Here is a 20,170-nt window from a genome sequence, read left to right as displayed (position 1 = left end):
AACAATGAAAAGAAATTTATTACAACCTTAACTTTTAATAGCTGGCAATAATTTTTACTACTCCGGGTACTCTACTCTCAGGTGGTAGATATTGGTAAGCTTTTTCTTGAGCACCTTCTTTACCATCTCGATCTCTTTAAAGGTAATATTGGCGTTGAGGAATTGATTACCCTTCATTTGTCCGTTGACGATCTTCTCCACAAATTCCTCAATAATTGGATAGGAAGGATTTACCAGGCTTTTAGATGCTGCTTCCACCGAATCTGCCATCATCAGAATGGCAGTTTCCCTGGAAAACGGTATGGGCCCGGGATATTTAAAATCATCTTCTTCAACCTCAGGATTACGCTCCATTTCCTTTTTATAGAAGTAATAGACCCTGGTTGTTCCATGATGCGTTCGTATAAAATCTATCACACGATCGGGTAAATTATTTTTCTGGGCTAATTCTATTCCTTCGATGACGTGGTTAATTATGATCCTTGCGCTATCCCTTGGATCTATATCATCATGCGGATTTACGTTGGTTACTTGATTTTCGGTAAAATAGGTGGGATTGTTCATTTTCCCAATATCATGATAAAGGGCTCCTACCCTCACGAGCATGGCATTAGCACCTATGGCATTAGCCGCAGCTTCAGCGAGATTGGCTACCTGCAGGGAATGGTGAAAAGTGCCCGGTGCTTTATTGGATAGTTCTTTCAACAAACGGGAATTAGTATCCGATAGTTCAAGCAAGGACACATCAGAAACCATCCCGAAAATCTTTTCATAAATATAAATAAGTGGTTGTGCAAATAAGGTTATCATCCCATTTAAAAGGAAGAAGCCGAAAGTGAACCAGTTAATATTGTCCAGATTGCCCTCGTGTATGATATGAAAGGCAAAATACCCAACAATGTATATAAGGGTAATCTGGCCAACAGAAATAAATAAATTGGCCCTTTTGTACAATTCAGAAACAGTGAGAATGGTTACAATACCGGCAATGATCTGTAGGAAGATATATTCAAAACTATTAGGCACTACAAACCCTAGGATCAAAACCGTAAGGACATGGACAAACAACCCTAGTCGGGCATCAAAGAATGTCTTCAGTATCAAAGGGAGTATGCACAGGGGCACAACATAGACATAGGCTCCGTCATATTTCACTACGAGGGTCGTCAGGAAGACCATCAGGAGAATATTGAAGAAAATAAAAGTTACCTTGATGTTATTGCGATAGATGGTAGGCCTGTATTTTTTAAGGAAAAGGAAGAGCATAATTAGTACCAGCGCCACCAGGATAGTATATCCAAAGAGGATAAAATACTGATTATTAGCCGTCCATACCTCCGATTCGAACTCGGCCTTCAGGGAGTTTAGAATAGTATAGTTTTCTGCCTCCACAACCTCTCCCCTGGCAATAATGAGGATGCCCTCGTCTACATTTCCCCGGGTAGTTGAGATCCGGGACATTTCGTCTTCAAGTTCTTTTTTAGACAGCTCAGCGTCATAACTCACATTAGGCTTAATCAGGTTAAAAAACAGGTCCTGAAAAAGGGAATAGTATTCTCCGGCCCTTCGGTTGCGTAAACTCTCCTGTACTACAGAATCTACCTGATTGACCGTATATAGTTCATCCTTACTAATCCGACTGGCTTCGTTATTTTTAACTAGGTAGAGATATTCCGAAGAATTGCCGGCCGCAGTATTGTCTACAATCCCATTCTTATAAAGCTCATTTAATATATCCTGCCCTATTCCCTTTAAACGTCTAAGCTGTGTATTGGAATAGCGTTCTGAAGGAAACACTTGTGAAAATGAATCATCATATATTTGATTGACCTCTGTTACAGCTGACGCATCATAGGTGTAATATGGTACTTGCTGTTCTTGCAGTGCTTGTTGTTCACTAGCAATTTCGTCTGTAGTTTTCTTGATTGAGAAATCGAAAGGGGCATATAGATTTTCGTATTGCCAGGGCTTTCCTTTCTGGAATTCATATTTAAATTTACCCCCCCTGGGGAAAAAGAATACAATACATCCAATGGTCACAAAATAGAGAACATATTTGTAGATCAGGGACTGGTTCTTATATAATTTATCTAGTGAATCTTCCATTGGATATTACGCCTCGATCAAAAATAGAAAATATAATGGCAACCCTCCTCTTTTCTCTGCTAATGGTTACGCATTGCTCCATAATTTCTTAATTTCGCATTACAAGAAAAAAGATTATGAAAGAAGTTGTTATCGTTTCTGTAGCAAGGACTCCCATCGGCAGTTTTTTAGGCTCCCTTTCCGGGGTACCGGCTACAAAACTGGGAGCTGTTGCCATAAAAGGGGCCCTTGATAAAATAGGGCTCTCTCCTGATTTAGTTGAAGAAGTTTTAATGGGAAATGTCGTTACAGCCGGGAACGGGCAGGCTCCTGCCCGCCAGGCGGCCATCCACGCAGGTATCCCGGATACAGTGCCATGTACAACGGTTAACAAAGTTTGTGCATCCGGAATGAAAGCCATTATGCAGGCTGCACAATCCATTGCCCTTGGTGACACCTCTATTGTAGTTGCAGGAGGTATGGAAAATATGAGCTTGATCCCTCACTATGTACACATGAGAACCGGTCAGAAATTCGGACCGGCAACCCTTGAAGATGGCATGCAGAAAGACGGACTTGTCGATGCATACGATCAGAATGCGATGGGTGTTTGTGCTGATCTTTGTGCCGTAGAGCATAAGTTCAGCAGGGAAGAACAGGATGCGTTTGCCATACAATCCTATCAAAGGTCAGCCAAGGCCTGGGCCAACGGTAAATTTGATTCCGAAGTTGTTCCTGTTGAAGTACCTCAAAGAAGAGGTGAGCCTCTGATAGTAGCTGAGGACGAAGAGTACACAAATGTAAAACTGGAAAAAATTCCTTCACTCAGACCAGCCTTCAGCAAGGATGGTACCGTGACTGCCGCCAATGCTTCCACTATTAATGACGGAGCAGCAGCTATGGTCCTGATGAGCGCCGAAAAAGCGGCAGCCTTAAACTTAAAACCCCTGGCGAGCATCAAATCCTATGCAGATGCAGCCCAGGAACCTAAATGGTTTACAACCGCTCCGGCAAAAGCTTTACCCAAAGCACTGGAAAGGGCTAAATTGAAATTAGAGGAAATCGACTATTTTGAATTCAATGAAGCTTTTTCTGTGGTGGGTCTCGCCAATATGAAGTTACTCGGTCTTAATGATTCAAATGTTAATGTAAATGGAGGTGCGGTGTCACTGGGCCATCCGCTGGGTTGCTCAGGCGCTCGTATCGTCATTACCCTCCTCAGTATCCTACAGCAGAATAATGGAAAATACGGAGCAGCCGCTATATGCAATGGTGGTGGTGGGGCTTCAGCTCTAATCCTGGAACGTAAATAATCTTACTTGCAAAAAAACACCCCCCATTACGGGCTTTGTGCCCTGAGTAGTATTCCTGTCATGGCCTCTGCAAATCAGGCAGCGGAGCAGGTGAGTCAGCTACTCTACGGGGACCTGTACAAAATCACTGATCACCGAAAAGACTGGAATAAGATTAGGGTTACATTTGACGATACTGAAGGGTGGATTCCTAAAAATCAGCTCCATCCTATTCCAAAGGAAACGTATAAGGAATTCAAAGGGATTAAAGAGCCCGCACATGCCTCAGACCTGATTTCCTTTGTAAGCGTCAATCAAAATGAGTTGATCCCAATATTGCTTGGATCTGTGGTGCAAAATACCGAGGTGTTTGGTCATACATACGAAGGAGAATTAGTTAGGGGCCGACTGGAGAAATCGCACTTGCTTGAAACCGCACTGCAATACTTAAATGCACCCTGTCAATGGGGAGGAAAGACTCCTTTTGGGATAGATTGTTCGGGCTTAGCTCAAATGGTTTACAAGATCAATGGCTACAAACTACCCAGGAATGCTAAAGAGCAGGCGAATATTGGTGAAGTATTGAGTTTTGTAGAAGAAAGTAGTCCGGGAGACCTGGCGTTTTTTGATGACCAGGAGGGAGTGATTACCCATGTAGGGATTATAATGAATAACAACCATCTGATCCACGCTCATGGTAAAGTTCGGATTGACAGGCTAGACCAGACCGGAATTTACAATGTAGAATTGGGGTCTTATACTCACAGACTCAGGGTTATAAAAAAGATCATATAAAAAAACCCGGTCCTTTAAAAAGGCCGGGCTTTATCTTTTGGCTATAGGGAAAATTACTCGCCTAATAGTTTTTTGATTCTCATAAAATTCTCGTTATCACCCAAGGCTCCATAAATATTCTTAAGCTGGGATAAGAGACCCTGATTATCAGGATTTTGTTTCAGCGCGTCTTCAAGTACCAACGCACCTTCTTTAAACAAGTCATCCTTTTGCTTTTTCAATTCTTCATACCTGGCAATATCGGCACGGGAATTCCCCAGTTCGTTCATTTCGTCAATAAGACTGTTTCCTTCATTAACATAGGTAGTGGAGAGGTTTAATTGTGCATTGACATACCCGGGATTGATTTCAATAGCCCTTTTGTATGCAGTACGTGCTTCCTCCAAATTTCCCTGTTCCATATTAATAACCCCAATATTGTACTGCAGATCAGGGTTGTCAGGCGCCATATTAGAAGCTTCTGACATAAGGCTTTTAAAGGTGTCCTTATCGCCCATCTTATAATAAAGGTTAGCTTCATTTAAAACAAGATTGACATCGTTTGGATTCTCTGCCCTCGCATCCTTATAAGCTTTAAGTGCTTTTTCGTCCTGTCCCAATTGTGTGTAGATCAAGGCAATATTCTTGATGATCTCTGAACTTTTTGAAGGTGTTCTCTCCATCTTTGGATCCTTGTAGGTCCCAGATTTCACCATTAAATCCATCTGAACCTTGTCATTCATCTCTTCTACTTCTCCGGTTTCCACGTTAGTGGCCTTGTAAGACATTGTACTTCCGTCATAACCCAAAGCTTTTAACTCTTCGTAATATCCCAGCGCTTCCTCAAAGTGCTGTCCATTCACTGCGCTACTTGCCGCATAGTAGAGATAAATAGTATCTTTCGGACTTAAGTTGTAGGCCATATAAAGTTTATCGGCACCTTCCTTAAACTTCTTGTTGTTGTTGTCCTCAACAGCAGCATTGATAAGGTCGGATGTTAATCCGGCAAGCAATTGCTCACTATCTGAGCTATATTTTTTCTTACCACTTGCTTCTTCTACTTTGAGCACTTCCTGAAAAGCTTTAACTGCACCATCAAATGCAGTGGCATCTCCTTTCTTGGCCAGGTCGGCGAAAACTTGTCCGCGCACAAAATAGTATTGGGCCTGAAGACGTTCATCTGCCCCGCTGATCGACCCTGAAATTGCGTCAAGGCTAGCTTTGGCTGCGGTAGGATCACCGCCTTTTAATGCTTTTTCTGCTGCTTTAAGCTCATTCTTTTGAGAAAAAGCTGCCATACTGATCAACATGGCCATTAAAATAAATAACTTCGTTTTCATTGTTCTAAACTTTTGTGTTTGTGTTTATTAATTATTCTTCCGATTCCGGTTCTTGATTATCAAGAGCCGTGCCATCTTCAGTTTTTACTTCGATATCTCTGAGTTCTACTTCCTCCAGATTGTCTTCGTCCTTCATCACTTTGGCAACCGCAGCAATAGAATCATTGTCCTTAAGATTGATAAGTCGAACCCCCTGTGTTGCCCGTCCCATGGTCCTTAGGTCGTCGACACTCATTCGTATTGCAATCCCCGATTTGTTAATGATCATCAGATCATCCGAATCACATACGTTCTTTATCGCAACCAGTCCTCCGGTTTTATCTGTAATGGAAATTGTCTTTACTCCCTTTCCACCGCGATTCGTTATGCGATAATCATCAATGCTCGATCGTTTTCCGTAACCATTCTCAGAAACCACCAGGATTTCTTCGTCGAAATTGTGTACTGAGACCATTCCGATGACTTCATCATCATCACTTGCGAGTGTGATCCCGCGGACTCCTGAAGCACTCCTTCCCATAGGACGGGTCTTACTTTCTTCAAAGCGAATGGCTTTCCCTGATTTTAGACCGAGGAAAATCTGACTGGTACCTGTGGTGAGTTTTGCCTCCAGCAATTCGTCTCCTTCCCGTATATTAATGGCGATAATACCATTTTGTCGTGGTCTTGAGTATTGTTCAAGAGAAGTTTTCTTCACAACCCCTTTCTTGGTCGCCATGATGACGTAGTGACTGTTCACATAGTCCTCATCCTTCAGGTCCTGGGTACATATAAAGGCTTTAACCTTATCGTGTGATTCAATATTAATCAGATTCTGAATAGCCCTGCCTTTTGAGGTACGACTACCTTCAGGAATCTCATAGACACGCATCCAGAAACATTTACCGTTCTGCGTAAAGAACAGCATATATTGATGGTTAGTCCCTACGAATAGATGTTCAAGGAAATCCTCGTTTCGGGTAGATGAAGCCTTTTGGCCAACACCACCCCTATTTTGGGTTTTATATTCAGAAAGCGGTGTTCTTTTAATATATCCTGCATGCGAAATAGTGATCACTACCTGCTCATCCGGGATCATATCTTCAATGCTCAGGTCACCACCGGCAAAATTGATCTCCGAACGCCTTTCATCCCCAAACTTTTCTTTTACCTCAAGTAGCTCATCTTTGATGATCTGCATTCTCCGATCCTTGTTAGCGAGAATGTCTTTGAGATCTTCAATGGTTTTAAGAACTTCGTCGTATTCCGTCCTGAGTTTATCCTGCTCCAGCCCGGTAAGCTGACGCAATCTCATTTCGACAATGGCCTTCGCCTGAATTTCTGTCAGTTTAAAGCGCTCCATTAAATTCTCCCTCGCCTCATCTGCATTAGAAGAAGCTCTGATGATCTTTATTACCTCATCGATATTGTCAGAAGCTATGATGAGTCCTTCCAGGATATGTGCCCTGTCTTCAGCCTTTTTCAGGTCAAATTTGGTTCGCCTTACCACTACTTCATGGCGGTGTTCCACAAAATAAGTAATGATCTCCTTTACATTCAGTAATTGAGGACGTCCTTTTACCAGTGCAATATTGTTTACACTGAAGGAAGATTGTAGTGCGGTGTATTTAAAGAGTGTGTTCAGGACAATATTGGGTATCGCATCCCGCTTGAGGATATATACAATGCGCATCCCGTTTCGGTCACTTTCGTCCCTGATATTGCTGATACCTTCAATTTTCTTATCATTAACAAGGTCAGCCGTTTTCTTGATCATATCGGCCTTATTCACCTGATAAGGGATTTCAGAAACTATGATACATTCCCTTCCCTGTACTTCCTCAAATTGAGTTTTCGCACGCATGACAATTCGTCCTCTACCCGTGTGGAATGCCTCTTTAACACCATCATAGCCATAAATTATCCCCCCGGTTGGAAAATCGGGTGCTTTGATGTGCGTCATCAGTTCATCGATCTCAATGTCGTTGTTTTCAATATAGGCTACCGTACCATCTACAACCTCAGAGAGGTTATGCGGTGGCATATTGGTCGCCATTCCAACTGCAATTCCTGATGCTCCGTTGATCAGTAAGTTGGGTATTCTTGCAGGGAGAACTGTGGGTTCCTGTAATGAATCGTCAAAGTTTAATTGATGGTCTACCGTTTCCTTATCAATGTCGGTAAGCATCTCATCAGCGATCTTACGCATGCGAGCTTCCGTATAACGCATAGCTGCCGGACTATCCCCGTCAATAGAACCAAAATTACCCTGCCCGTCTACGAGCATATAGCGCAGACTCCATTCCTGGGCCATCCTCACCATAGAATCGTAGACCGAAGTATCACCATGAGGGTGATATTTACCCAGAACTTCCCCGACAATTCTCGCTGATTTTTTGTGTGAACTGTTTGATCTTACACCCAGTTCGTGCATCCCGTAAAGTACTCTTCTGTGCACTGGTTTTAATCCATCCCTGACATCGGGTAAGGCCCGTGACACAATGACCGACATTGAGTAATCAATGTAGGCAGATTTCATCTCATCTTCAATATTAATCGGGATCAGTTTTTCTCCTTCCGCCATATAAAAATCCTATTGTTTTTCTGTGGTTAAAACATCGGGGCAATATACACAAAATGATAGGTTCAAGGGCACGAAACATTGACTTTATTGAACAATTTATTAACATGACAAAACCGCACTTTAGTTGATAAAACTCATGTTAATTATTTTGTAAATCGGGCATTTTTTCGTCATTTAGGCCTAGTTAATCTAATATAGGTACGGTATTTGACGTTCTTATAGTAAGTTTTAGTAATTTTAAGGAGAATATAAGAAACCATATGGACGATAATTTTTCACCAAGAGTAAAAGACGTAATCGCGTACAGTAAGGAGGAGGCCCTGAGGCTCGGACATGATTTTATTGGTACTGAGCATCTTATGTTGGGATTACTCCGGGATGGAAACGGGAAGGCGATCAGCATCCTCGATGCCCTTGACGTGGACCTCGATCATCTGCGTCGGAAGGTGGAAATCCTGAGTCCGGCAAACCCCAATCCGGGAAGCAGTCAGAAAGACAAGAAAAACCTGCATCTTACAAGGCAGGCCGAACGTGCCTTGAAAACTACTTTTCTTGAGGCGAAGTTATTTCAAAGCTCCTCAATTAATACGGCGCATCTGTTACTGTGCATCCTTAGAAATGAGAATGATCCCACAACCAAGCTTCTGCACAAGCTCAAGGTTGATTATGACGGGGTAAAAGAGCAATTTAAATCAATGATTACAAGTGATGACGACTATATAGACTCCCCTACTTCGGAGTCCTTTCCCAGTGATTCTGATGAACCTTCTGAAGGCAAAGAAGCTTCTTTTGGCGCTTCTTCTGCTCAGAAAGGAAGTAAAAAATCAAAAACCCCGGTCCTTGATAACTTTGGCCGTGATCTTACACAACTGGCCGAAGAGAACAAACTAGATCCGGTTGTGGGCAGGGAAAAAGAAATTGAACGTGTTTCACAGATCCTGAGCAGAAGGAAAAAGAACAACCCATTGCTTATCGGTGAGCCAGGGGTGGGTAAAAGTGCCATAGCAGAAGGTTTGGCTCTGAGGATCATCAACAAAAAAGTATCTCGCATCCTTTACAATAAAAGAGTAGTCACTCTCGACCTTGCCTCTCTGGTTGCCGGCACCAAATACCGGGGACAGTTTGAGGAAAGGATGAAAGCCGTTATGAACGAACTCGAAAAGAATGATGACGTCATTCTGTTTATCGATGAGATTCATACCATTGTAGGTGCAGGTGGTGCTACCGGAAGTCTGGATGCTTCCAATATGTTTAAACCGGCATTGGCACGAGGGGAGATTCAATGTATCGGAGCCACTACCTTAGATGAATACAGACAATATATCGAAAAAGACGGGGCCCTGGAACGACGTTTCCAGAAGGTGATGGTAGAACCTACTACGGTAGAAGAAACCATTGAAATCCTGAAGAATATCAAAGGTAAATACGAGGATCACCATAATGTGCTTTACACGGATGAGGCTCTCGTTGCCTGTGTAAAACTTACAAATCGGTATATGACTGATCGCTTCCTGCCAGACAAGGCTATCGACGCCCTGGATGAAGCCGGATCACGTGTACATATTGTGAACATGGACGTTCCTGAGCAAATCCTGGAGCTCGAAAAACAACTCGATGACGTCAGGGAACTCAAAAACACTGTTGTAAAAAAACAACGATACGAAGAAGCCGCAAAACTACGCGATGATGAAAAGCGCCTGGAAAAAGAACTCGCGGTAGCCCAGGAAAAATGGGAAGAAGACAGCAAACTTCACAGGGAAACTGTATCAGAAGACAATGTGGCAGATGTGGTCTCAATGATGAGCGGAATTCCAGTCAATAAAATTGCCCAGACAGAAAGTAATAAACTGGCAGAATTGCCAACCCTGATCAAAGGCAATGTAATAGGACAGGATGAAGCCGTGTCCAAGGTTGCCAAAGCGATTCAGCGAAACAGGGCCGGACTCAAAGATCCGAACAAGCCTATCGGTTCCTTTATTTTCCTCGGCCAGACCGGGGTTGGTAAAACACAGTTGGCCAAAGTCCTCGCAAAAGAACTCTTCGATTCAGAAGACGCCCTGATCAGAATTGATATGAGTGAATACATGGAGAAATTTGCAATCTCCAGACTGGTAGGAGCACCTCCCGGTTATGTAGGATATGAAGAAGGCGGCCAATTGACTGAGAAAGTAAGACGAAAGCCCTATTCTGTAATCCTCCTAGACGAGGTGGAAAAGGCCCACCCCGACGTATTTAATATGATGTTGCAGGTACTCGATGACGGCTTCCTTACCGATAGCCTGGGAAGAAAGATCGACTTCCGTAATACTATTATCATCATGACCTCCAATATCGGAGCCAGGCAACTGAAGGATTTTGGACAGGGTGTCGGATTTGGTACAGCTGCTAAAAAATCTCAGGAAGATTCACATCAGAAGAGCGTAATCGAGAATGCACTTAAAAAAGCATTTGCCCCTGAATTTTTAAACAGGATAGATGATGTAATTGTTTTCAATCCGCTTGAGCGAGAACATATTCACAAGATTATCGATATTGAACTGGCTAAACTTTACGCAAGGATTAAAGATATCGGTTACAACCTTAATCTTACCGATAAAGCCAAAGACTATATTGCAGATAAAGGATTTGACAAACAATACGGTGCCCGGCCTTTAAAAAGAGCCATACAGAAGTATATCGAAGATGCCCTGGCAGAGGAGATCGTAAACTCCAAATTAGAAGAAGGGGATAGCATTTTCATGGATTATGATGGAAAAAAGGAGTTACTTACTATAGACATCAAGAAATCCAAGAAGTCTTCCAAGGCATAAATTGTAAGAAACAGACTTAAAAAGGGTGCTAGTTAACTGACACCCTTTTTTTTTGTAATTTTTTTTTGTTTAAGGCCTCGCTTATTTAAAATGTCATTAATACGATATTTACGCTTTTAATCTAATATTTTTCACATCCGCAGACCATCCCTTTACTTTCGTTTTGAACACTACAAAACTACATGGGGATGAAAGTAAGGCCGATCAAAACACCGGTTATCGTAAAGGAGTATGTTCTTGAAATAGGTACTGTAAAGGTTTATGATAACTATATGGTCGCTACTTACAATGAAGGATGCACCGTTACCCTGGAAAGGGTTTACCAGCTAATTGGGATTTCAGAAATACACTTCAGGGACAGACCCTTTGGATTTATCAGCTTCAGGAAAAATTCCTATGCCATCGATCCAACTATTTACGCATATGTAAGGGAGCTTGAGAATTTAAAGGCATATGCTATTGTTTCTGTCAAGGAAATGGACATGCATAATTTTGCCATAGAAAAAATGTTCTACAAAAAGCCCATGAAGTTCTTTATTGACTACAACAATGCACTGGCCTGGGTAAAAAGACGTGTCGCTAAGAAGTAGTTCCTTGCTCTTCACCTTCCTGTATTTCCTCCAGGTATATTTCCCTGAAGGCCACTCCAAGATTTTCAATGATATCTGAAGCAGTCAGAGTTTCCATACTCTCCTTCAGAAGACTGTTATCCCCTGCCCTGCCATGCAGATATACTCCCATTATTGCAGCATTAAGAGGTGTATAACCCTGTGCTATGAGTCCGGTAATCACTCCAGTAAGCACATCACCACTCCCCGCCGTAGCCATTCCCGGATTTCCGGAACTGTTTATATAACCTTTTTCCTTGTACATCGTAATGGTATGTGCACCTTTTAGGACCAGAATACAGTTGTGTTTATCGGTAAATTTTTGTGCTTTCTCCAGTTTCTCAAAGTCGTCTTGCCACGACCCAATTAGTCGTTCCAATTCCTTAGGATGCGGCGTAAGAACGGTCTGAGGGGGAAGCAGATTCAGAAGTGACTTGTCTTTTGCTAACAGGTTTAAGCCATCGGCATCGATGACCAGGGGTGTGGTGTTTCCCTTCAGAAATCCTTTAAACGCTTTTTGAGCAACCTTTGATGTGCCCATCCCCATTCCAAGTCCGATAACAGTAGGCTCAAAGGGAATCTTTATCTCAGATAACTGCTGTTCGTCCTTATCGGTAAGTACCATAATCTCGGGCACCGAAGTCTGTAAAGGTACATAACCGCATTGAGGTACAAATGCTGTGACCAATCCGGCTCCCGACTTAAGGCAGGCCCTGGCACTGAGAATAACTGCTCCGACCTTGCCATAAGATCCACCGAGAATTAATGCATGGCCATAGGTTCCCTTATGCGTGAATTTTTTCCTGAATCGATACAACTCCCGGATGTCCTGCTGTTGAATAAATTCGTAAGTATTATTTAAAGATGAGATAAAAGCTTCATCCAGGCCAATATCGAGCACAACCGAGTTTTCACAGTATATTCCTGTCTGGGGAAGGAAGAAAACCAATTTGGGAGACTGAAATGTGAGAACAAAGTTTGCCTTTACTACGTTGTTCTTTTCCTCAACCCTTTTGTCAAGGAATAAGCCCGATGCGATATCAATGGAAATGACAAATGCCTTTGAGCTGTTTATGTGAGTGATCAAATTGGTCACCCAAGGATCCGGCGTCCTATTAAGACCGGTGCCAAATATTGCATCCAGTACCATATCCTCGTCTGATATTTCAGGGAAATCACTTCCCTGCCCAATCACCTGGGGCCATACTTTCCGGTCTTTGAGGCGGTCCAGGTTAATTAAGAAATCATCAGATCGTTTTTCACTGTAATTTACAATATACACTTTGATAGTGTATCCGTGTTCCAGCAAGTGACGGGCAACTACCAGTCCGTCACCTCCGTTATTTCCTATTCCACAAAAAATATGCAAGACAACCGGAGACCCGTTTAATTGCTCGTGTAACCAATGGAAAATGGCAAGGCCGGCTCTCTCCATAAGTTCATCACTCCTGATTGCCTGGCTCTCAATGGTGTATTTATCAGCCGCTCTGATCTCTTCTCCTGAAAGTATTTTCATCTCATCTTGCTCAATTTCAATTCTTTTTTGTCCCGCTTAGAGGCAATCCTATTTTGGTGTAAGTCCTTATTTCCTTTCATATAACCTAAGAATTCCTAAAAATGCGCGCGATATTTCTGCTAGTCTTCAAAAATTTCTGCATAAGTTGGGCTCACTAAGTAAAAATACTACATTTGAACATTATGAAAGTGTTTATAAATACAGGCGGTAACGCTCTTACGAATAATCCTGTTCGATCTGTGATTAAAACGACCACCGAGACCCCTTGTGGGTAATCTCTTCTTTTACTTCAACATCCTAATACTCTATTTCCCTAATTCAAGATCAAAATGAAAGTATTAAAATTTGGTGGTTCCTCTGTAGCATCAGCTGATGTCATACGCAAGGTTAAGGAGATCGTTGGTCAAACCGAAGCCAAAAAAATAGCCGTAATTGTTTCCGCATTCGGAGGGGTAACCGATTTGCTGCTCGACACAGCCAAAATGGCTTCCGAACAGGATCTCAAATATAAAGAAGGCTTAAAAAAAATTGAAGCTCGACATCTTACCGCAATAAAAGAGCTGTTGCCAGTAGCCTCTCAAAGCAGGGTACTGAGTAAGGTTAAAAGTGAAATGAATGTGCTGGAAACCCTATTAGAAGGAGCCAGTTATATTGGAGAAATTACCCCCCGACTCTCTGATAAGATCGTAAGTTTTGGAGAATTACTTTCTGCCTATATCATCAGTGAATTCTTTCGCGAATCGGGCCTTGAAGCAGTTTACAAAGATTCTCGCGAATTACTTCTTACAGATGATAAACATGGCAAAGCTGCGGTAAACTTTCCTGAGAGCAATAAGAGATGTAAGGCATATTTTAACAAAGAACAATCCACTGTAATTGTGCTTCCCGGTTTTGTGGCTTCAACAGCTGACGGAAATGTGACAACATTAGGACGCGGAGGTTCTGATTACACAGCGTCCATTATCGCCGCTGCGGCAGGGGCTGAAGAACTACAGATCTGGACAGATGTCAGTGGCATGTATACCGCTAATCCAAAGATAGTTAAGCAAGCCAAGCCTATTGCCCATATCTCTTACGAAGAGGCCATGGAATTATCCCACTTTGGGGCAAAGGTATTGTATCCGCCAACGGTTCAACCTGTTTTAGACAGGGGCCTGCCCATGGTAATTAAAAATACCATGGATCCAAAGGCAACCGGTACGGTAATCACCAAAAAATCTCCTGAGGAAGGTAGAACCGTCCGGGGAATAAGTTATATACCCAACATCTCACTCCTTTCGCTGGAAGGACCTGGGATGATAGGGATTCCCGGAATTTCAAAAAGGCTGTTTGAAGTTCTTTCCCTGGCCAATATCAGTGTTGTTTTAATCACTCAGGCCTCATCCGAGCATTCCATCTGTATTGGTATAGACGAAGAGGATGCAGCGAATGCTATACGTGAGATCGAAAAGGCTTTCGCTTATGAGATGTCACTGGCTAAGATCAAACCCGTCATTCATGAAAAGGAACTTGCCATCATTGCGCTGGTAGGAGATCAAATGAAAAATCACCAGGGACTGAGCGGGAAGATGTTCAGCACTCTCGGTAAAAACAATGTGAACATTCGTGCAATTGCACAGGGCGCTTCCGAACGGAACATATCGGCAGTAATCAGAAAGGAGGATGTAAAAAAAGCATTAAATACGCTGCATGAAGCATTTTTTGAAGAAAATATAAAACAGCTCAACCTTTTTATTCTGGGAACCGGGAATGTAGGTTCTAAACTCCTCGGGCAGCTGAAACAACAGAAAAAATACCTGAAAGAACATCTGCGACTTAATATCAGGGTTATCGGGATTTCCAATTCACGGAAAATGTATTTTGAGGAACAGGGAATTTCACTGGAAAAATGGCCGGAATTGTTAGATAGCGGAATTAAGGCAGATAGTACACTATTCTACGATACGATTCAAAAAATCAATGCCCGGAACAGTATCCTTGTAGATAATACGGCTAGTGAAAATGTAGCCGCTACTTATCCAAAATACCTGAAACAGAGTATTTCGGTGGTTACTTGTAATAAAATTGCCTGTTCATCCGCTTACGGACAGTATCTGGAGTTAAAAGAACTAGCCAGGGAATACAAGGCGCCCTTTTTATTTGAAACTAATGTTGGTGCAGGTTTGCCCATCATCGATACCCTGAAGCACCTTATGGCCTCGGGAGATGAGGTTATCGCGATCAAGGCTGTTCTTAGCGGAAGTCTCAATTTTGTCTTCGATAATTTTAATAAGACGACCAGCTTTCATGAAATTGTAAAAAAAGCTCAGGAACAAGGGTATACGGAACCCGATCCCAAAATTGATCTCAGTGGTATCGACGTTATGAGAAAAATACTCATTCTCGCACGGGAAAGCGGATACAAACTCGAACTGACTGATATCGAAAACAGGTCGTTCCTCCCAGAGGAAGCTCTAAGAACAAAAAACAACGAATCCTTTTTTAAAGTTCTAAAGAAATATGAGAGTGATTTTCAACATTTGTTGAAGGAAGCTTCCACCAAGAATTGTAAATTAAAATTTGTAGCCTCCTTACATAAAGTAAAGGCAAGCGTAGGACTGGAACACATTCCGGAAGGCCACGATTTCTATTCCTTGTCAGGCAGCGATAATATCGTTCTGTTTTACACTAAACGATATCCTGAACAACCCCTGATCATCAAAGGGGCCGGAGCAGGGGCCGATGTTACGGCTTCGGGTATATTTGCCGATATCATCAGAATTGGAAATTATTAAATCGTAATTTCGATTTCATTAAATGGAAATATTTTCGAGATTCAGGACCACAAAGAAGATTTCATGATCAAAGAACAGATTAGAATATTTTGCCCGGCTACCATAGCCAACATCTCCTGTGGTTTTGATGTTCTTGGCCTTGCACTTGATTCTATAGGCGATGAGATGGTACTTCGCAAAGTACCAAATCCAGGTATTAAAATCACTGAGATTACCGGGCAGGATCTTCCTTTGGAAACAGATAAAAATGTTGCAGGGGTTGCCGGTATGGCCATGATCAAGGCATTGGAATATAAAGAGGGATTTGAAATTGAGATCCATAAAAAGATTAAGCCGGGAAGCGGGATAGGAAGTAGTGCAGCCAGTGCTGCAGGCGTGGTATGGGGGATGAATCATCTTATTGGGGGTCCCTGCTCTGATCATGAATTGGTACAGTTTGCTATGGAAGGCGAAAAACTGGCAAGTGGATCTGCCCATGCTGATAATGTGGCTCCTGCTATTTATGGAGGGATAACCCTGGTCCGTAGTTCAAATCCTCTCGATGTAATTCGTATTAATTCACCCGAACAGCTCTATGCATCAGTGATCCATCCTCATATAGAAATAAAAACCTCAGACTCCAGAAAAATCCTGAAAACTTCTATTTCGCTTGCAGATGGGATCAAACAATGGGGAAACCTTGGTGCTCTGATTGCCGGCCTGTTTCAGGAAGATTACGCCCTGATCAGTCGGTCACTTGAAGACCATATCATAGAACCCGTCCGGTCAATCCTTATCCCCGGATTTGACGATATTAAAAAAGCCGCACTGGCTGCCGGAGCCCTTGGATGCGGCATCTCAGGTTCAGGCCCTTCCATATTTGCCCTGAGTAAAGGAGGGGATAAAGCTACCGAAGTAGCGAAAGCAATGAGTCTGGAACTCAACAAGATTCAACTAAATTACGACACCTATGTGTCTGTTATCAATACAAAAGGAATACATATTCTCCCCTGAGATGATCTCAATGTCAAGAAAATGAAATACTATAGCCTCAACAGAAAAGCTCCTGATGTCAGCTACCGGGAAGCAGTTATACGTGGAATAGCTCCGGACGGCGGACTGTACTTCCCCGAGCATATTCCTGTACTTCCAGAGGCCTTCATTAAGGATATAGCCGGGCGTTCTGCACTGGAAATTGGAATGGAAGCCATGACTCCATTTGTACAGCAGGATATTCCTCAAATAAAATTGGAGGGGATCTTAAAACAGGTTCTGGATTTCGATTTCCCTTTAGTCCCCATAAGTGAAGGTATTGACGCGCTGGAACTTTTCCACGGCCCAACCATGGCTTTTAAAGATGTGGGCGCGAGATTCATGGCCCTGAGCCTTGGGTACTTCTATAGAAATGAGGACAATGAAGTGACGGTCCTGGTCGCTACATCAGGGGATACAGGAGGAGCAGTAGCAAAGGGATTTCTCGGTGTTCCCGGGGTAAATGTGGTTATTTTATACCCCGACGGCAAGGTAAGTGATATCCAGGAAAAGCAACTTACCACCCTTGGACAAAATATCAGGGCCTTGAGAGTAGAGGGAACCTTTGACGACTGTCAGCGTATGGTTAAAAAGGCCTTTACAGATGAACGTTTAAAGGGTTCGGTTCAGCTCACTTCGGCGAATTCCATCAACGTGGCCCGCTGGCTGCCCCAGATGTTGTATTATATGCTGGCCTATCGTCAAAAAGAGGTGTCGGCAGGAGAACTGGTCTTTTCGGTACCCAGTGGCAATTTTGGCAATATCTGTGCGGGAATGGTCGCTCAGAAAATGGGGCTGCCTATCAGCCATTTTATTGCAGCCACCAATGTCAATGATACCGTCCCCAGATTTATGGAAACTTCAGAATATCAGCCGCATCCTTCAACGGCTACCATTTCCAACGCCATGGATGTAGGAGATCCCAGCAATTTTATCAGAATACTGGAGTTGCATAACAATGATTTTGAAGCCTTAAAAAAGAACCTGAGTTCTTTTTCGTTTTCCGATAAGGAGACCAAAGAGGCTATGAGAAACATATACGACGAATCGAATTACATCGCCGATCCCCATGGAGCTGTTGGTTATTTGGGATTATTGAAATACAGGGAAACACATCCCGATTCTCAGGGTATATTTCTGGAAACTGCACATCCCGTGAAATTTTTAGATGTGGTAACCGATACTCTGAATACTACGATCCCCCTGCCTGCCCAAATTAAAGAGGTTATGGACAAAAAGAAAGTTTCCCATCCCATTTCAACCTATGAGGAACTAAGGGAATTTCTCCTTTCATAACAAAGGACTTTTGCTTTTTTTCAGGGCAAATTTTCTGTTCACAGAAACTAGCTACGACTTATTTTCAATACCTTTGCGCCACAAAATAATGGCGTTTTATGAAGACTACAGCACTGACCGAAACACATCAGGAACTGGGAGCTAAAATGGTTCCTTTTGCAGGATATATGATGCCGGTTTCTTACGAAGGGGTGAACGTTGAACACGAGACGGTACGGAACGCACTGGGTGTGTTTGACGTATCACATATGGGGGAATTTTTGATCGAGGGACCAAAGGCCCTGGAACTTATCCAAAAAGTCACTTCCAATGACGCTGCGAAGCTTGAGGTTGGGATGGCACAATACAGCTGTTTACCCAACGAAAGGGGTGGAATTGTTGATGATCTTATTATTTACCGGGTAAAGGAAGAGGTCTATCTCCTGGTGGTGAATGCTTCAAATATTGAGAAAGACTGGGAGCACATCGCCAGATACAATAAAGATATCGGAGCGGGAATGAAGAATATTTCCGAAGCCTATTCCCTGCTCGCCATTCAGGGTCCCAAAGCGGTTGAAGCCATGCAATCCCTTACATCTGTAGATCTTTCTGAAATCAAATTTTACAGGTTTGTGGTTGCCGATTTTGCCGATATACCCCATGTGATTATCTCCGCGACAGGTTATACAGGTTCAGGTGGATTTGAGATCTATTGCAAAAATGAAGAAGTAAAACAGGTTTGGGACAAGGTGCTTGAAGCCGGCGCCGAATATGGCATAAAGCCTATTGGATTGGCTGCCAGGGATACCCTGAGACTTGAAATGGGGTATTGTCTTTACGGCAATGATATTGACGACAGCACTTCCCCACTTGAAGCAGGACTGGGTTGGATCACTAAGTTTGCCAAAGATGATTTTGTCAACAAGGCTAGTCTGGAACTTCAGAAAAAAGAAGGGGTTTCCAGAAAATTAGTAGCCTTCGAACTAAATGAACGCGGTATACCCAGACAGGGTTATCCCATTTTGGATAAGGAGGAGAATGAGATCGGACAGGTTACCTCCGGAACCATGTCACCTTCGCTCGGAAAGGGTATTGGTTTGGGATATGTACCAACAAATCACTCTGAAATTGACAGTGAAATCCTTATTAAAATTAGAAAAAATACTATACCGGCAACCGTAGTAAAACTTCCATTTTACAAATCTAAATGATAGATTTTCAAGCGATTATTGAGGGTATTTCGAATAATCTGCAGTCCGTTTATGATCGTGGTGATGTAGCTACCTATATTCCGGAATTGGCCAAAGCCGACAAAAATAAGTTTGGAATACACCTAATTGATTCGTCGAATAACAATTTTAGTTCAGGAGACTCAGAGGAGGCTTTCTCCATACAAAGTATTTCCAAAGTACTTTCCCTCGCACAGGCCTTTGGCAAAGTTGGTGACCAGTTATGGAAAAGAGTGGGAGTTGAACCATCAGGGGATCCTTTTAACCATCTTTCGCTTTTAGAAATGGAGAATGGGATCCCCAGAAATCCTTTGATAAATGCCGGGGCATTGGTTGTTTGTGATGTACTGATAAGTCATTTCGATAATCCTAAAGATGATTTTCTTTCCTATGTCAGGCGTATATCAAATGAGCCAGAGATCTATTATGATGAAAAAGTGGCGCAATCGGAAAAAAGAAGCGGGTTTAATAATTATGCTGCTGCCTACTTACTAAAATCATATGGCAATCTTAAAAACGACGTAGAAACTGTTCTGGATTTTTATTTTCACCAGTGTTCTTTAACAATGTCCTGCAGGCAACTGGCCAAACTTTTCTATATTTTCATGAATAAAGGTAAATGCCTGCAAGGCCAAGCTTATCTCAGTATTAATCAGGTAAAAAGAATCAATGCCATTATGCTCACTTGCGGATTTTACGATGAGGCAGGTGAATTTGCCTTTGAAGTTGGACTCCCGGGAAAAAGTGGCGTTGGCGGAGGTATTGTAGCCTTGTTGCCTAATAAGTTTTGCGTGGTAACCTGGTCTCCCGGTCTGAACCCTAAAGGAAACTCAAAATTGGGGATGTTGGCACTGGAGCAATTAACCTCCAAAACCGGATTATCTATCTTCTAG

Annotated in this window: 13 protein-coding genes; 9 read left to right on the top strand and 4 right to left on the bottom strand. The window is 42.6% G+C overall.

Features of this window, described 5'->3' with window-relative positions:
* Positions 1-57 precede the first annotated feature (57 nt).
* The gene (locus AB8P51_RS04145; RefSeq protein ID WP_369747494.1) at positions 58-2,106 is read right to left on the bottom strand and encodes an HD family phosphohydrolase; all 2,049 of its coding nucleotides are present in this window, start codon (positions 2,104-2,106) and stop codon (positions 58-60) included.
* A 116-nt stretch (positions 2,107-2,222) separates the two neighbouring features.
* Here AB8P51_RS04145 and AB8P51_RS04140 point away from each other — a divergent pair, with 116 nt between their 5' ends.
* On the top strand, positions 2,223-3,398 hold the full coding sequence (locus AB8P51_RS04140; protein ID WP_369747493.1) for an acetyl-CoA C-acyltransferase: 1,176 nt from the start codon (positions 2,223-2,225) through the stop codon (positions 3,396-3,398).
* A gap of 6 nt (positions 3,399-3,404) precedes the next feature.
* Positions 3,405-4,172, top strand: a complete 768-nt coding sequence (locus tag AB8P51_RS04135; RefSeq protein ID WP_369747492.1) for an NlpC/P60 family protein — start codon at positions 3,405-3,407, stop codon at positions 4,170-4,172.
* A gap of 53 nt (positions 4,173-4,225) precedes the next feature.
* Here AB8P51_RS04135 and AB8P51_RS04130 read toward each other — a convergent pair whose 3' ends face one another.
* Together AB8P51_RS04130 and gyrA are read right to left on the bottom strand one after the other, a co-directional pair.
* Complete coding sequence (locus AB8P51_RS04130) at positions 4,226-5,491, bottom strand: tetratricopeptide repeat protein (RefSeq protein WP_369747491.1); 1,266 nt, start codon at positions 5,489-5,491, stop codon at positions 4,226-4,228.
* 31 nt (positions 5,492-5,522) lie between these two features.
* Complete coding sequence (gene gyrA, locus AB8P51_RS04125; RefSeq protein ID WP_369747490.1) at positions 5,523-8,054, bottom strand: DNA gyrase subunit A; 2,532 nt, start codon at positions 8,052-8,054, stop codon at positions 5,523-5,525.
* A 260-nt stretch (positions 8,055-8,314) separates the two neighbouring features.
* Here gyrA and AB8P51_RS04120 point away from each other — a divergent pair, with 260 nt between their 5' ends.
* Both AB8P51_RS04120 and AB8P51_RS04115 read left to right on the top strand, forming a co-directional pair.
* Positions 8,315-10,864, top strand: coding sequence for an ATP-dependent Clp protease ATP-binding subunit (locus AB8P51_RS04120; RefSeq protein WP_369747489.1), 2,550 nt, complete (start codon positions 8,315-8,317; stop codon positions 10,862-10,864).
* 188 nt (positions 10,865-11,052) lie between these two features.
* Entirely contained in the window at positions 11,053-11,454 is a 402-nt protein-coding gene (locus tag AB8P51_RS04115) for an STAS/SEC14 domain-containing protein (protein ID WP_369747488.1), read from the top strand.
* Here AB8P51_RS04115 and AB8P51_RS04110 read toward each other — a convergent pair.
* On the bottom strand, positions 11,444-12,988 hold the full coding sequence (locus tag AB8P51_RS04110) for an NAD(P)H-hydrate dehydratase (protein WP_369747487.1): 1,545 nt from the start codon (positions 12,986-12,988) through the stop codon (positions 11,444-11,446). The two genes, AB8P51_RS04115 and AB8P51_RS04110, sit on opposite strands and share 11 nt — an antisense overlap.
* Positions 12,989-13,317: 329 nt before the next feature.
* Between AB8P51_RS04110 and thrA the strand changes: the two genes are divergently transcribed.
* The 5 genes from thrA (at position 13,318) to AB8P51_RS04085 (ending at position 20,170) form a co-directional block, all read left to right on the top strand.
* Positions 13,318-15,762 carry a bifunctional aspartate kinase/homoserine dehydrogenase I gene (gene thrA, locus AB8P51_RS04105; RefSeq protein WP_369747486.1) on the top strand — a complete coding sequence of 815 codons (2,445 nt, stop codon included), beginning with the start codon at positions 13,318-13,320 and terminating at the stop codon, positions 15,760-15,762.
* Between the two features lie 63 nt (positions 15,763-15,825).
* Positions 15,826-16,755 (top strand): homoserine kinase, encoded by a 930-nt coding sequence (locus tag AB8P51_RS04100; RefSeq protein ID WP_369747485.1) that lies wholly within the window; start codon positions 15,826-15,828, stop codon positions 16,753-16,755.
* Positions 16,756-16,776: 21 nt separating this feature from the next.
* Entirely contained in the window at positions 16,777-18,069 is a 1,293-nt protein-coding gene (gene thrC / locus AB8P51_RS04095; protein ID WP_369747484.1) for a threonine synthase, read from the top strand.
* Between the two features lie 98 nt (positions 18,070-18,167).
* Positions 18,168-19,259 (top strand): glycine cleavage system aminomethyltransferase GcvT, encoded by a 1,092-nt coding sequence (gene gcvT / locus AB8P51_RS04090; RefSeq protein ID WP_369747483.1) that lies wholly within the window; start codon positions 18,168-18,170, stop codon positions 19,257-19,259.
* Complete coding sequence (locus tag AB8P51_RS04085; protein ID WP_369747482.1) at positions 19,256-20,170, top strand: glutaminase; 915 nt, start codon at positions 19,256-19,258, stop codon at positions 20,168-20,170. The genes gcvT and AB8P51_RS04085 overlap by 4 nt, the downstream gene beginning before the upstream one ends.

This window comes from Muriicola sp. SD30 (assembly GCF_041205185.1).
Classification (GTDB): domain Bacteria; phylum Bacteroidota; class Bacteroidia; order Flavobacteriales; family Flavobacteriaceae; genus Muriicola.
The sequence above is the reverse complement of the archived record's forward strand: the minus strand, read 5'-3'. Positions and strand labels throughout refer to the sequence as shown.

Excerpts from the sequence above, each read along its gene's own strand:
- AB8P51_RS04115 (WP_369747488.1), top strand. The coding sequence starts at position 11,053 with ATGAAAGTAAGGCCGATCAAAACACCGGTTATCGTAAAGGAGTATGTT.
- AB8P51_RS04110 (WP_369747487.1), bottom strand. The coding sequence starts at position 12,988 with ATGAAAATACTTTCAGGAGAAGAGATCAGAGCGGCTGATAAATACACC.
- gyrA (WP_369747490.1), bottom strand. The coding sequence starts at position 8,054 with ATGGCGGAAGGAGAAAAACTGATCCCGATTAATATTGAAGATGAGATG.
- gcvT (WP_369747483.1), top strand. The coding sequence starts at position 18,168 with ATGAAGACTACAGCACTGACCGAAACACATCAGGAACTGGGAGCTAAA.
- thrC (WP_369747484.1), top strand. The coding sequence starts at position 16,777 with ATGAAATACTATAGCCTCAACAGAAAAGCTCCTGATGTCAGCTACCGG.
- AB8P51_RS04085 (WP_369747482.1), top strand. The coding sequence starts at position 19,256 with ATGATAGATTTTCAAGCGATTATTGAGGGTATTTCGAATAATCTGCAG.
- thrA (WP_369747486.1), top strand. The coding sequence starts at position 13,318 with ATGAAAGTATTAAAATTTGGTGGTTCCTCTGTAGCATCAGCTGATGTC.
- AB8P51_RS04100 (WP_369747485.1), top strand. The coding sequence starts at position 15,826 with ATGATCAAAGAACAGATTAGAATATTTTGCCCGGCTACCATAGCCAAC.
- AB8P51_RS04140 (WP_369747493.1), top strand. The coding sequence starts at position 2,223 with ATGAAAGAAGTTGTTATCGTTTCTGTAGCAAGGACTCCCATCGGCAGT.
- AB8P51_RS04120 (WP_369747489.1), top strand. The coding sequence starts at position 8,315 with ATGGACGATAATTTTTCACCAAGAGTAAAAGACGTAATCGCGTACAGT.
- AB8P51_RS04130 (WP_369747491.1), bottom strand. The coding sequence starts at position 5,491 with ATGAAAACGAAGTTATTTATTTTAATGGCCATGTTGATCAGTATGGCA.
- AB8P51_RS04145 (WP_369747494.1), bottom strand. The coding sequence starts at position 2,106 with ATGGAAGATTCACTAGATAAATTATATAAGAACCAGTCCCTGATCTAC.